Origin of the sequence: Enterobacter sp. MGH 4, from assembly GCF_000534735.1 — a bacterium.
In the GTDB taxonomy this organism is placed as follows: Bacteria; Pseudomonadota; Gammaproteobacteria; order Enterobacterales; family Enterobacteriaceae; genus Enterobacter; species Enterobacter intestinihominis.
In genome coordinates this window covers 237,007-250,561 of record NZ_KI973294.1, presented here as the reverse complement: position 1 = coordinate 250,561, position 13,555 = coordinate 237,007, and the positions used below count along the sequence as shown (strand labels likewise).

Annotated in this window: 10 protein-coding genes; 8 read left to right on the top strand and 2 right to left on the bottom strand. The window is 57.3% G+C overall.

Going from position 1 to position 13,555, the window contains the following annotated elements; all coding sequences use genetic code 11:
- Positions 1 to 47: 47 nt before the first annotated feature.
- Positions 48 to 2,402 carry a helix-turn-helix domain-containing protein gene (locus L350_RS07065; protein WP_032626003.1) on the top strand — a complete coding sequence of 785 codons (2,355 nt, stop codon included), beginning with the start codon at positions 48 to 50 and terminating at the stop codon, positions 2,400 to 2,402.
- On the opposite strand, the gene queD is transcribed toward L350_RS07065, so the two are convergent.
- Positions 2,387 to 2,752 (bottom strand): 6-carboxytetrahydropterin synthase QueD, encoded by a 366-nt coding sequence (queD, locus tag L350_RS07070; protein ID WP_006811776.1) that lies wholly within the window; start codon positions 2,750 to 2,752, stop codon positions 2,387 to 2,389. The two genes, L350_RS07065 and queD, sit on opposite strands and share 16 nt — an antisense overlap.
- 303 nt (positions 2,753 to 3,055) lie before the next feature.
- Here queD and cysJ point away from each other — a divergent pair, with 303 nt between their 5' ends.
- From cysJ to cysH, 3 genes are all read left to right on the top strand, one after another.
- On the top strand, positions 3,056 to 4,861 hold the full coding sequence (cysJ, locus tag L350_RS07075; protein WP_032626001.1) for an NADPH-dependent assimilatory sulfite reductase flavoprotein subunit: 1,806 nt from the start codon (positions 3,056 to 3,058) through the stop codon (positions 4,859 to 4,861).
- Positions 4,861 to 6,573, top strand: a complete 1,713-nt coding sequence (gene cysI, locus L350_RS07080; RefSeq protein WP_032625998.1) for an assimilatory sulfite reductase (NADPH) hemoprotein subunit — start codon at positions 4,861 to 4,863, stop codon at positions 6,571 to 6,573. Before cysJ ends, cysI begins: the two co-directional genes overlap by 1 nt.
- A gap of 99 nt (positions 6,574 to 6,672) precedes the next feature.
- On the top strand, positions 6,673 to 7,407 hold the full coding sequence (gene cysH, locus L350_RS07085) for a phosphoadenosine phosphosulfate reductase (RefSeq protein ID WP_023298485.1): 735 nt from the start codon (positions 6,673 to 6,675) through the stop codon (positions 7,405 to 7,407).
- 549 nt (positions 7,408 to 7,956) lie between these two features.
- Here the strand turns inward: cysH and L350_RS07090 are convergent.
- Positions 7,957 to 9,000, bottom strand: coding sequence for an aminopeptidase (locus L350_RS07090; RefSeq protein WP_023298484.1), 1,044 nt, complete (start codon positions 8,998 to 9,000; stop codon positions 7,957 to 7,959).
- Positions 9,001 to 9,237: 237 nt separating this feature from the next.
- Between L350_RS07090 and cysG the strand changes: the two genes are divergently transcribed.
- From cysG to cysC, 4 genes are read left to right on the top strand one after another with little or no spacing between them, the layout of a single operon-like run.
- Positions 9,238 to 10,596, top strand: a complete 1,359-nt coding sequence (cysG, locus tag L350_RS07095; RefSeq protein WP_032625995.1) for a siroheme synthase CysG — start codon at positions 9,238 to 9,240, stop codon at positions 10,594 to 10,596.
- A 9-nt stretch (positions 10,597 to 10,605) separates the two neighbouring features.
- The gene (gene cysD / locus L350_RS07100) at positions 10,606 to 11,514 is read left to right on the top strand and encodes a sulfate adenylyltransferase subunit CysD (protein WP_006811770.1); all 909 of its coding nucleotides are present in this window, start codon (positions 10,606 to 10,608) and stop codon (positions 11,512 to 11,514) included.
- A gap of 9 nt (positions 11,515 to 11,523) precedes the next feature.
- Positions 11,524 to 12,948, top strand: coding sequence for a sulfate adenylyltransferase subunit CysN (gene cysN / locus L350_RS07105; RefSeq protein WP_022649189.1), 1,425 nt, complete (start codon positions 11,524 to 11,526; stop codon positions 12,946 to 12,948).
- Complete coding sequence (cysC, locus tag L350_RS07110; RefSeq protein ID WP_032625992.1) at positions 12,948 to 13,553, top strand: adenylyl-sulfate kinase; 606 nt, start codon at positions 12,948 to 12,950, stop codon at positions 13,551 to 13,553. Before cysN ends, cysC begins: the two co-directional genes overlap by 1 nt.
- Positions 13,554 to 13,555 lie beyond the last annotated feature (2 nt).

Sequence of the window (13,555 nt, the reverse complement as noted above, 5' to 3'; positions counted from 1 at the left end):
TATGACAAAAAAGAGCCGGTCATTATTTGTCTTTGATGAGGGGAAAGATGAATCAGCGGGGAGATGAATTTTGGGTGGAGATCCAGGACATTCGCCACTGGGTGGAGGATGAAGGCGATACGCTAACGTTGCTCTGGGTGCTGGAAGGGCGGGCTGAGCTGAATACCGATGTGGGACGTGACATCCTGGAGGCCAATACCCTTGCCATCATCAACCGTCATCGGCGCTGGCAGTTCACGAGCGAAACGGCAAATATCACCCTGCGCGTGTCCCTTTCCGGGCGCTGGGTGGTCCAGCTCTGCAATGATTTTTTTGTCCATGATTACGCTATACCGGCAGAAGCCGGAGGCGTCTGGCCCCAATGCGATGCGCTTCGCGATCTGCTGCGCCAGCTTCTTGTGGTCACCCTCATCAACGATCCACACCGCTACCGGCTGGAGGCGTACCGCTGGCTGAGCGAGATATTGCTGTTGCTGACCAGCCGCTTTCAGCAGCCCGCCCGGTTTTTGTCCCGTGAACTTTCCCCAGCGCACAGCAAACGCATTGCCCGGGTGATAGAGCGGATCAATGCCAGTTATTCTCGCCGTATTACGCTTGCGGAAATCGCCGCGAGTGAATATGTCTCTGAAGCCTGGCTCTCTCGTCTCTTTAGAAAGGAGGTGGGGATCAGTTTCATGCAGTACATCACCACCCTGCGGCTGGAAAAGGCGGCTGACGCGCTCCGTCTGACGAACCGACCGCTGCATCAGATTGCGCTTGAGCAGGGTTTCGCCAGCACGCGTATGATGACCGATCGGTTTCGGCGTGTTCACAATATGTCCCCGGGTGAGTTTCGTAAGTCCCGACGCCAGCACCCGGAGGCCACACGTGTTCGTACGGACAGGTGTGAGCAGCGCTATCCGGTGGCCATGGATAAGCTGTTTAGCCTGCTCAATGAACCGGTGGCGCGCGGCTGGGGAGCCTCCCCGCTTATCGATCGACCGCAGCAGGAGCAGACACTGGATCTTGAGCAGCTTAATCCTCTCTCCACCTCGCTGCGTCGTATGCGGGTGGTCATTACCCTGCGTGAGCTCGACGATTTACTGCGTGAGGACGTTCGTCAGAATCTTGAAGCGATAAATGAGGCCATTCCCATAGAGGGAATTGATATCGCCGAACCTTTTCTCAGCAGCCGTCTGTTTGCCACCGGGTGGGATGACCCCCAGATGGCGGGCTACGCCTGCTGGTACAATCTGCATCAGCTCTTCACCTGGCTGGCAAAAAAGCAATGGACGGTGCTGCTGCACACCGGCGTAACGACCCGTCGCGATCTACTTGCCCGTTTTTTACAACGGTCGGTCAATCATTTTTCGCCCGAGATCACCGCGGGCTGGCACTTTGTCATGCACTGGTCAACACAGGCGAGTGAGGAGACCCGGGAGCAGGTCTGGCTGGCGCAGCAAAACGTCATACGCAACTATCTGCCACAGGCAAAGTTTGGTTTATGGCATCGATTTTCACCCGACAACGCGGGCGTGAGCGACAATACCCTGTTCAGCTCAGCCATCCTGATGCAGGCCGATTTTCTTGCCTGTTCAGCCGATGCCAATGAACTTCTCGATCCTGCGCAGCGGGAGCCAGCCCAACTCTCTTCTACAGAAAATTATCCGGTACAGAAGATCCGCCAGATTATCGCCGCCCTTCGTCTGCGCAAATGTTCGCTTCCCGTCTGGCTTCTCTCCTGGAATACCCTAACCGGGAACACGCGGGCGACAAACGGCTGGTTTTTTCGTGGGGCGCTGCTGATGCAGAGCCTGCTCGGGCTATCGGAACAGGTCTGGCTAGGGGGATTCTGGCTCAATTCGGGCCTTCAGGGTGAAGCTCGTGCGAACAATACCATCGATACGTCAAGCCTTGCGCTACAGTACAACCATGGTCTCCCACGGCCGGTTTATTGGGTACTCTGGCTCTGGCAACGCCTGCGGGGCGAGGTGCTGGTAAACGACGGGCGTGTTCTGCTCACGCGCCATCACAATGGTTACCAGTTGCTGCTGCGTAATGTGGTGGTTTTTAATCCGCTCCTTTCCAGTGAAGAAGCATTCATCCAGCGTTTTCGCCAGCAGTATCATTTACACCTGAAGGGAATGCGCGGTATTTGGCGAATTAAACGCCATCTTTTCGATCAGCATAACGGCGCGCTCTATCCGTTGCTTGAAGGGGTAGGCAGCGAAAGCGGCCCTGACGAAGAGATGTGGCGCTGGATAGCGCACAAAGCGCGTCCAACGCTTTCCCTATACGATGAACGCATTGATGACGGCTGGCAACTGACAGAATCACTGGAGAGTAATGCGCTGGTGCTCTATGAGTTTACGCCGCTCGTGCCTCTTGAGGCCGAAACGGAGGAGATTCACTCCCCGCGGTAGACGCAGCCTGCCGTGCAGGTCTCTTTGATCATCACCGCGCTCAGCAGCGGCACAAGCGGTTTCATCTGATCCCAAATCCATTTCGCCAGCACTTCGCTGGTCGGGTTTTCAAGGCCCGGAATATCATTCAGATAGTAGTGATCGAGACGATCGTAGGTCGGCTTAAACGCGGCCTTCAGTTCGGCAAAGTCCATGATCCAGCCCGTATGGGGATCGACTTCACCGGTGATTTCAAGACGCACCATAAACGAGTGTCCATGCAGGCGGCCACATTTGTGCCCGGCAGGAACGTGTGGAAGGTGGTGTGCGGCTTCGAAGGTGAAATCTTTAAACAGTGTGGTGGACATCATAGCTCTCAGGAATGCGGAAAAAACCGCCGCATAGTACCGGAAAGCACAATTTTTATCATTAACTAAAACGGCTCTGAACGGTCAACGCCTCGTATTCATGGTGTTTATCGATTTTTGTTGTTTTATTTCATATGGTTATTTAATCGCTTTTATCGTTAAGAACGATAACTAAAACAGGTTAGTCCATTTGGTTATTTATTATTTCCATCCCTTCTTTAATTGTTATTATCCCCGCCGTTAACCTTATCTTCAGTTTGGATTTATTCGCTTAAAGTCCGCTTTGCTACTGGAACATAACGACGCATGACAACACAGGCCCCACCTTCAAATTTGCTTCCCCTTAACCCGGAGCAACTGGCGCGCCTCCAGGCCGCGACTTCCGATTTTTCACCCACCCAGCTTGCCTGGGTCTCCGGCTATTTCTGGGGAATGCTGAACCAGCAGCCGGGTGCTGTGGCAGGCGTACCGCCAACGGCCGTTGAAATTCCTGCCATCACGCTTATCTCCGCTTCGCAAACGGGTAATGCCCGTCGTGTGGCCGAAGCGCTGCGTGATGACCTGCTCGCCGCGAAGCTGAACGTTAACCTGGTCAACGCCGGGGATTATAAATTCAAACAGATCGCGTCAGAAAAACTGCTGGTGGTGGTGGCGTCAACGCAGGGGGAAGGTGAGCCTGCTGAAGAAGCCGTCGCGCTGCATAAGTTCCTGTTCTCGAAAAAAGCGCCAAAGCTCGAGGGCACCGCCTTTGCCGTCTTCGGCCTCGGTGATACGTCCTATGAATTTTTCTGCCAGTCCGGTAAAGATTTCGACAGCAAGCTGGCGGAGCTGGGCGCAGAGCGCCTGCTGGATCGCGTAGACGCTGACGTGGAATACCAGGCTGCCGCCGCCGAATGGCGGGCGCGCATCGTTGAGGTGCTGAAGGCCCGCGTCCCGAAAGAGACGCCAGCGCAGGCCGCCGTTACCGTAGCCGGCACCGTTAACGAAATCCACACCAGCCCTTACACGAAAGAGGCGCCGCTGACGGCGAGCCTGTCGGTAAACCAGAAAATCACGGGCCGTGATTCAGAAAAAGACGTGCGCCATATCGAAATCGATCTCGGTGACTCTGGCCTGCGTTACCAGCCTGGCGATGCGCTGGGCGTCTGGTATCAGAACGATCCGGCGCTGGTGAAAGAGCTGGTCGAGCTGCTGTGGCTGAAAGGCGATGAACCGGTTACCGTGGATGGCAAAACGCTCTCGATCTCCGAGGCGCTCCAGTGGCATTTCGAACTGACGGTGAACACCGCCAACACCGTTGAAAACTACGCCACCTTAACCCGCAGCGAATCGCTCCTTCCGCTGGTCGGGGACAAGGCAAAGTTACAGCAATACGCGGCGACAACGCCGATTGTCGATATGGTGCGTTTCTCTCCGGCACAGCTGGATGCTGACGCGCTGGTCGGCCTGCTGCGTCCGCTGACCCCGCGCCTGTACTCCATCGCCTCCTCGCAGGCGGAAGTGGAAAACGAAGTCCACATCACCGTTGGCGTGGTGCGTTACGACATCGAAGGCCGCGCGCGCGCGGGTGGGGCGTCAGGCTTCCTGGCAGACCGCGTGGAAGAAGAGGGTGAAATTCGCGTCTTTATCGAGCACAACGACAACTTCCGCCTGCCGGCGAACCCCGAAACGCCGGTGATTATGATTGGCCCAGGCACCGGTATTGCGCCATTCCGCGCCTTTATGCAGCAGCGTGCGGCAGACGACGCGCCGGGTAAAAACTGGCTGTTCTTCGGCAACCCGCACTTTACTGAAGATTTCCTCTACCAGGTTGAGTGGCAGCGCTACGTCAAAGAGGGCGTGCTGACCCGCATCGATCTGGCCTGGTCCCGCGATCAGAAAGAAAAAGTATACGTACAAGACAAACTGCGCGAACAGGGCGCAGAGCTGTGGCGCTGGATCAATGCCGGCGCCCACATTTATGTCTGCGGCGACGCCAATCGCATGGCGAAAGACGTTGAGCAGGCACTGCTGGAAGTGATTGCCGAATTCGGCGGTATGGATGCCGAAACGGCGGATGAATTTTTAAGTGAGCTGCGCGTAGAGCGCCGTTATCAGCGAGATGTCTACTAATGAGCGAAAAACATCCTGGCCCACTGGTGGTCGAAGGCAAACTGACTGATGCCGAGCGCATGAAGGTAGAGAGCAACTACCTGCGCGGTACCATTGCCGAAGATTTAAATGACGGCCTGACCGGCGGTTTCAAAGGCGACAACTTCCTGCTGATCCGTTTCCACGGTATGTACCAGCAGGACGACCGCGATATCCGCGCCGAGCGTGCCGAACAGAAGCTGGAGCCGCGTCACGCGATGCTGCTGCGCTGTCGTCTGCCGGGCGGGGTAATCACTACGAAACAGTGGCAGGCGATCGACAAGTTTGCCGGTGAAAACACAATCTACGGCAGCATTCGTCTGACCAACCGTCAGACCTTCCAGTTCCACGGCATTCTGAAGAAGAACGTCAAGCCGGTGCACCAGATGCTGCACTCCGTGGGTCTGGACGCGCTGGCGACTGCCAACGACATGAACCGTAACGTGCTCTGCACCTCGAACCCGTACGAATCTGAGCTGCACGCCGAAGCGTACGAGTGGGCGAAAAAAATCTCCGAACATCTGCTGCCACGTACCCGCGCCTATGCGGAGATCTGGCTCGATCAGGAGAAAGTCGCCACCACCGATGAAGAGCCGATCCTCGGTCAGACCTACCTGCCGCGTAAGTTTAAAACCACGGTGGTGATCCCGCCGCAGAACGATATCGACCTGCACGCCAACGACATGAACTTCGTGGCGATTGCCGAAAACGGCAAGCTGGTCGGCTTTAACCTGCTGGTGGGCGGCGGTTTGTCCATTGAGCACGGTAACAAGAAAACTTACGCCCGCACCGCGAGCGAGTTCGGCTTCCTGCCGCTGGAGCATACGCTGGCCGTGGCAGAGGCGGTGGTTACGACCCAGCGCGACTGGGGTAACCGTACCGATCGTAAAAACGCGAAAACCAAATATACCCTTGAGCGCGTAGGCGTCGAGACGTTCAAAGAAGAAGTGGAGCGTCGCGCGGGCATCAAGTTTGAGCCGATCCGCCCTTACGAATTCACCGGTCGCGGCGATCGCATCGGCTGGGTGAAAGGCATCGACAATAACTGGCACCTGACGCTGTTTATCGAAAACGGCCGTATTCTTGATTATCCGGGCCGTCCGCTGAAAACCGGCCTGCTGGAAATCGCGAAGATCCACAAAGGCGAGTTCCGTATTACCGCCAACCAGAACCTGATCGTCGCCAGCGTGCCGGAAAGCGAAAAGGCGAGAATTGAAGAGCTGGCGCACGAGCACGGGTTGATGAACGCGGTGAAGCCGCAGCGTGAAAACTCCATGGCCTGCGTATCGTTCCCGACCTGTCCGCTGGCGATGGCCGAAGCCGAGCGTTTCCTGCCGTCCTTCACTGATAAAGTGGAGGCGATTCTGGAAAAACACGGTATTCCGGACGAGCATATTGTTATGCGCGTGACGGGCTGTCCGAACGGCTGCGGCCGCGCGATGCTGGCCGAAATCGGTCTGGTAGGGAAAGCGCCGGGTCGCTATAACCTGCACCTGGGCGGTAACCGTATCGGGACACGTATTCCGCGTATGTTCCGCGAGAACATCACCGAGCCGGAAATTCTCGATTCCCTCGACGTGCTTATCGGACGCTGGGCGAAAGAGCGCGAAGCGGGTGAAGGCTTCGGCGACTTTACGGTACGTGCGGGCATCATTCGCCCGGTGCTCGATCCCGCAAGGGATTTCTGGGAATAACCCATCCTTTGCCCGGTGGCGCTTCGCTTACCGGGCCTACGGGTTTTGTAGGCCGGGCAAACGCAGTGCCGCCCGGCGAAACAGGCAAACGAGGTTCTTATGTCCGTACTCGATCTAAACGCCCTTAATGACCTGCCAAAAGTTGAACGCATTCTGGCTCTGGCAGAAACTAACGCCCAACTGGAAAAGCTCGACGCCGAAGGGCGCGTGGCGTGGGCGCTGGAAAACCTGCCGGGAGACTATGTGCTTTCGTCGAGCTTTGGCATTCAGGCGGCGGTCAGTCTGCATCTGGTGAATCAGATCCGTCCGGACATTCCGGTGATCCTCACCGATACCGGCTATCTGTTCCCGGAGACCTATCAGTTTATCGACGAGCTGACGGACAAGCTCAAGCTGAACCTGAAGGTTTATCGCGCAACCGAAAGCGCGGCCTGGCAGGAGGCGCGTTACGGCAAGCTGTGGGAGCAAGGCGTTGAGGGCATCGAGAAATACAATGAGATCAACAAGGTCGAGCCGATGAACCGCGCGCTGAAAGATCTTCATGCGCAGACGTGGTTTGCTGGGCTCCGCCGCGAGCAGTCCGGGAGCCGGGCAACGCTGCCGGTGCTGGCGGTGCAGCGTGGCGTGTTCAAAGTGCTGCCGATCATCGACTGGGATAACCGCACGGTGTACCAGTATCTGCAAAAGCACGGGCTGAAGTACCATCCGCTGTGGGATCAGGGCTACCTGTCGGTAGGCGACACCCATACCACGCGTAAATGGGAACCGGGAATGGCGGAAGAAGAGACGCGATTCTTTGGGCTGAAGCGCGAGTGCGGGCTGCACGAAGGGTAATGTTTTTTCGCCCGGTGGCGGCTACGCCTTACCGGGCCTACAAAGGCTTAATTCTCCCTCTCTTCGTGGGTAGAGGGTTCCCCAGTAATTTGAAAGCAAAAGCGATAACGTTGCCTCAGAATAACTGAGGGCTTTCAGCGATGCCTCGGTCCGGCTGTAAATCGCTGAGGCGTTTCCTGTAGGCCGGGGCGAGGCGCAGGGATGCGCCGAGAGGGCGGGCTTTACAGGGATGTTACCTCCGCCCGTCCCCGATAAGCCGGAAGGAATGAGCCGAAGGCACCGCGAAGCGGCGATTTTCCGCCGGAAGCCCGGGTCGCCAGGGTGGTGGCGACTGAGCCACCCTGGCACGTTCACCGGCCATGTCGTGACAGAGTAGCAAGGAACATATAGTGAACGGAATGACCACCAGAGCCGTATGTTCCCCCTCACCCCAGCCCTCTCCCTCAAGGGAGAGGGGGCCGTCTGTGCAGGCATTATTTTGTGGGGAACCCTCAGCCCCGTGGGAGAGGGTTGGGGTGAGGGCATAAGGCCGCACTATGCTTAACGGCCTCAGGCTTTCCCCGCTTTCGCCAGCTCCTTCACCAGCGGCAGCATCACTTTCACGACATCCCGGCTGCGGTGCTCAATCCGCTGCGGCAGCGTTTTATCAATGTGCTGCTGATTATCCAGCCGCACGTCATGCCAGCTGGTCCCGTTTGGGAACGCCTTCGATTTAGCGCGCTGCTGATAGCCATCTTTTTTGCCCAGCGCCCAGTTAGTTGCCTCGACGTACAGCACCGGAATGCCCGCCTTATCAAACACTTCACCGTCATTACAGCAGCCCGTGCCTTTGGGATAATCTGGGTTACCGCCCGGATTTGTCGCGGCATAGACGCCATGCGTGCGGGCAAGCGCCAGCGCGCGGTCGCGGGTGAGTTTACGTACGCTGCTCGGCGTGCTCTGTCCGCTATTAAAATAGAGCTTATCTCCCACGATCAGATTATCGAGGTTAATCACCAGCAACGTATTTTTCTTCTCCTCAGCGGTCATGCGCTTAAGGAGATTCTCAGCGCCGAGTTTTCCTTCTTCTTCACCGCTGGTCGCAACAAAGCGAATGCTGTATTTCGTCGGAATATTCTTCAGGCGTTCGGCCAGCTCAAGCATGACGCCCAGCCCCGCCGCATTGTCATCCAGTCCCTGAAGCGTCAGCCCGCCGAGGTTATTATCGACATCAGCGTCGCTCATCGGCGTGTAGGTATCAAGGTGCGCCATAATAATAATCTGCTCAGCCGCCTTTCCTTCGTGCGCCGCAATGACCGTGCTGCCGGTTACGTTATGCCAGTTCTGCGTTTTATTGCGTGAGGTATAGATGTAGCGGCTGTGGAAAGCGCGAATGTCGCTCTCATAGCCCATATCCGCAAATTGCTGACGAATATAGTCTGCCGAGAGCATTTCGGCTGGGGTTCCGGTCATGCGGCCCGGAAAGACCGTCGCAATATGCCGCGCCTGCATACTGGCTATTTCACCGTAAGATTGATTTTTTGCCTGAGCCGGAAGGATAAAGCAAACGCCGAGCGCCAGGGCAACGAATCGGTGGCGCATTGCGGAAAACATAGTGAGTCCTTAAAAACAGAGCAAAATTTTAACCCGCATAGTATGAAACTGTGATCGGGTAGACACAATTTGAATTGCGCTTAAATGCCCGAAATTTCGCGTGTTAAGCACTTTTTGATATTTGCTTTTTCACGGCGTTATTCCATTGAGTAACTACTCATTCCAATTCGTAATTTCATTCGATCTAAGCCGCCCCCTATAGTCCCTTTATTCCTGGTTGTTAGTGAGTTGTTGCCTGTGGACTATCTCCCCCTTTTTGCCGCCTTGAAAGACCGACCGGTACTGGTTGTCGGGACGGGTGAAATTGCCGATCGCAAAATCGCGTTCCTGCAACGCGCCGGGGCGCAGGTGCAGGTCGTTGCAGAGGCGGATTTTAAAGAGTCTCAGATCGACAGCGTGGTGCTGGTGATTGCGGCAACCGAAGATCGGGCGCTCAACCGCCGAATCTCCGACGCAGCTCAGGACCGTCACCGTCTGGTGAACGTGGTAGACGACCAGCCGCTGTGCTCGTTTATCTTCCCGTCGATTGTTGACCGCTCGCCGCTGCTGGTGGCGATCTCCTCCGGCGGCACCGCGCCGGTGCTGGCGCGCGTACTGCGGGAAAAAATCGAAGCGCTGCTGCCGACCAGCCTCGGGCGCATGGCGGAGAAGGCCAGCTACTGGCGCAACCACCTTAAAACGCGTCTGACCAGCGTGACGGAACGCCGTCGCTTCTGGGAGCGTGTGTTTCGCGGCCGCTTTGCCAGCCTGATGCATGCCGGTAACGAGACGGCGGCGCAACAAATTCTCGAGGACGAACTGGATAACCCCGGCAGTACGGGCGGGGAGATCATTCTGGTGGGCGCCGGGCCGGGCGATGCCGGGCTGCTCACGCTGCGTGGCCTCCAGGTTCTTCAGGATGCGGATGTCGTGTTCTACGACCATCTGGTCACCGACGGTATTCGCGAACTGATCCGCCGTGACGCGGAGCAAATTTGCGTCGGCAAACGTGCCGGCGAGCACTCCGTGCCGCAGCACGACACCAATCAAATGCTGATTGCCGCCGCGAAAGCGGGCAAGAGCGTGGTGCGTCTGAAAGGGGGCGACCCGTTTATCTTCGGCCGTGGTGGCGAGGAGTTGCAGGCGGCAGCCGAAGCGGGCGTCCCGTTCCAGGTGGTCCCCGGCATTACGGCGGCGTCTGCCGTCACGGCCTACGCCGGTATTCCGCTGACCCATCGCGATTACGCCCAGAGCGTGACCTTTGTGACCGGGCATTATAAAGCCGACAGCACGCCGTTTGACTGGTCGCATCTCGCCCAGAGCCGACAAACGCTGGCGATTTATATGGGCACGATGAAAGCGGCAGACATCAGCGAACAGCTTATTCAGCACGGTCGCGATGCGGCGACGCCGGTAGCAGTGATCTCCCGCGGGACACGCGTCGATCAGCATGTCGCCATCGGCACTTTACAAGACCTTGCAACCCTGGCGAAAGACGCCCCGATGCCCGCCCTGATCGTGGTGGGAGAAGTGGTGCAGTTGCACAGCTCGCTCGCCTGGTTCCAACACACAACCGACACAGAAGGCTTCGGCGCTTCTGTTGTAAATTTGGCTTAAGGAACGGTTATGGACCAAAAACGACTTACTCACCTGCGGCAGCTCGAAGCGGAAAGTATCCACATTATCCGCGAAGTGGCCGCCGAGTTCTCTAACCCGGTGATGATGTACTCCATCGGTAAAGATTCCAGCGTCATGCTGCACCTGGCGCGTAAAGCGTTTTATCCGGGAACGCTGCCGTTCCCGCTGCTGCATGTGGATACCGGCTGGAAATTCCGCGAGATGTACGAGTTTCGTGACCGTACCGCTAAAGCCTACGGCTGCGAGCTGCTGGTGCACAAAAACCCGGAAGGGGTGGCGATGGGCATCAACCCGTTCGTGCACGGCAGCGCCAAGCATACCGATATCATGAAAACCGAAGGGCTGAAGCAGGCGCTGAATAAATACGGTTTTGATGCGGCCTTCGGCGGCGCGCGGCGTGACGAAGAGAAATCCCGCGCCAAAGAGCGTATCTACTCTTTCCGCGACCGCTTCCACCGCTGGGACCCGAAAAACCAGCGTCCGGAGCTGTGGCACAACTACAACGGCCAGATAAACAAGGGCGAAAGCATTCGCGTCTTCCCGCTCTCCAACTGGACCGAGCTGGATATCTGGCAGTACATCTATCTGGAAAATATTGAGATCGTTCCGCTGTATCTGGCAGCAGAGCGCCCGGTCCTGGAGCGCGACGGCATGCTGATGATGATCGACGACGATCGCATTGATTTACAGCCGGGTGAAGTGATCAAAAAACAGATGGTCCGTTTCCGTACTCTCGGCTGCTGGCCGTTGACCGGCGCGGTGGAATCCAGTGCGCAGACGCTGCCGGAGATCATCGAGGAGATGCTGGTGTCGACCACCAGTGAGCGACAGGGCCGCGTGATTGACCGCGACCAGGCAGGCTCCATGGAGCTGAAGAAACGTCAGGGTTATTTCTAAGGAGCCGCCATGAATACGACTATTGCCCAACAAATTGCCGATGAAGGCGGCGTAGAAGCTTATCTGCACGCCCAACAGTACAAAAGTCTGTTGCGTTTCCTGACCTGCGGCAGCGTTGATGACGGGAAAAGTACCCTGATTGGTCGTCTGCTGCACGACACGCGACAAATTTACGAAGATCAGCTCTCTTCCCTGCACAATGACAGTAAACGCCACGGCACCCAGGGCGAAAAACTCGACCTGGCGCTGCTGGTGGACGGCTTGCAGGCGGAGCGCGAGCAGGGCATTACCATTGATGTCGCCTATCGCTACTTCTCTACCGAAAAGCGCAAATTTATTATCGCCGACACCCCGGGGCATGAGCAGTACACCCGTAACATGGCGACCGGCGCGTCCACCTGTGACCTGGCGATCCTGCTGATGGACGCCCGTAAAGGCGTGCTGGATCAGACGCGTCGTCACAGCTTTATCTCTACGCTGCTGGGGATCAAACACCTGGTGGTGGCGGTGAACAAAATGGATCTGGTGGACTACAGCGAAGCGCGATTCGACGAGATCCGCCAGAGCTACCTGACCTTTGCTGAACAGCTGCCGGGCAACCTCGATATTCGCTTTGTGCCGCTGTCGGCGCTGGAAGGGGATAACGTCGCCTCTCAGAGCGCGAACATGCCGTGGTACAGCGGCCCGACGCTGCTGGAGGTGCTGGAAACCGTTGAAATTCAGCGCGTGGTTGAGACCCAGCCGATGCGCTTCCCGGTGCAGTACGTAAACCGTCCGAACCTCGATTTCCGCGGCTTCTCCGGCACCCTTGCGTCCGGCTCGGTCAACGTGGGCCAGCGCGTGAAGGTGCTGCCGTCCGGCGTGGAATCGACCATTGCCCGTATCGTCACCTTTGATGGCGATCTGGACGAAGCAGGGGCAGGTGAAGCAGTAACCCTGGTGCTAAAAGACGAGATTGACATCAGCCGCGGCGATCTGCTGGTTGACGCGCAGGAAACGCTGGCGGCGGTGCAAGGCGCATCCGTGGACGTGGTGTGGATGGCGGAACAGCCCCTGACCGCAGGCCAGAGCTATGACATTAAAATTGCTGGCAAGAAAACCCGCGCCCGCGTGGACGGCATTCAGTTCCAGGTGGACATCAACAACCTGACCCACCGTGACGTGAGCGAGCTACCGCTGAACGGCATCGGTCTGGTGGATCTGACCTTCGACGAGCCGCTGGTGCTGGATCCGTATCAGCAGAATCCGGTGACGGGCGGGCTGATCTTTATCGACCGCCTGACCAACGTCACCGTCGGCGCCGGGATGGTCCGTGAGCCAAACGCGCAGGCTACCGTGGCCTCTGAGTTCAGCGCGTTTGAACTTGAGCTGAATGCGCTGGTGCGTAAACACTTCCCGCACTGGGGCGCACGCGATTTGCTGGGAGGCAAGTAATGGCTGCCCATGATGAGAACGTCGTCTGGCATCCTCATCCGGTCACCGTCGCCCAGCGCGAACAGCTCCACGGTCACCGTGGGGTTGTGCTGTGGTTTACCGGGCTGTCTGGCTCCGGTAAATCCACGGTGGCAGGCGCGCTGGAAGAGGCGCTGCATCAGCAGGGAGTGAGCACCTACCTGCTGGACGGCGACAACGTGCGTCACGGCCTGTGTAGCGATTTAGGGTTCAGCGATGAAGACCGTAAAGAGAACATTCGCCGGGTGGGAGAAGTCGCCAGCCTGATGGCGGATGCCGGGCTGGTGGTGCTGACGGCGTTTATCTCACCGCACCGCGCCGAACGTCAGATGGTGCGTGAGCGCGTGGGCCGGAATCGCTTCATTGAAGTGTTTGTGGATACGCCGCTGGCAATCTGCGAAGCGCGCGATCCGAAAGGGCTGTATAAAAAAGCCCGCGCGGGAAAGCTGCGAAACTTCACCGGTATTGACTCGGTTTACGAAGCGCCTGAATCCCCTGAGATTCATCTGGAAGGTCAACAATTGGTAACAAATTTAGTAAGCCAATTATTAGACCTGCTCAGACGGGACGATATTATCAGATCCTGAGA